Annotated in this window: 1 protein-coding gene; it reads left to right on the plus strand. The window is 49.3% G+C overall.

Annotated features, from left to right (window positions below):
• The coding region (locus tag D0T85_RS22380) for a hypothetical protein (RefSeq protein ID WP_163215693.1) at window positions 1-234 on the plus strand (234 nt) is incomplete at its 5' end.
• Window positions 235-302 lie beyond the last annotated feature (68 nt).

Here is a 302-nt window from a genome sequence, read left to right on the forward strand (position 1 = left end):
TATATGTCCGATGATTATGCAAAGGCAGGCATCCGTTCCGATGTATCGGGTAAGATTAGCGAAAGTGAGTTGACACTTGATTTTATCCTTGACGAACGTAGGGTAGGGGAGAGCAAATCTCGTACCGGATTGGGGCTTACGGCCGGATGTTCGGAAAAGAATGTCAAGAATGCAATTACGCACCCGGCAACTCCTGCTGCCAGAAAGAGTAGTAGGAAGCGCATTATCCTATGATCCTACTCGTCCGGCAAGGACATACAGCCCCTCCTGGCAAACCGATCCCGGTCTTGGTTACTTCATCT

The sequence above is a fragment of the Bacteroides sp. 519 genome (genome assembly GCF_010500955.1).
In the GTDB taxonomy this organism is placed as follows: Bacteria; Bacteroidota; Bacteroidia; order Bacteroidales; family Bacteroidaceae; genus Bacteroides.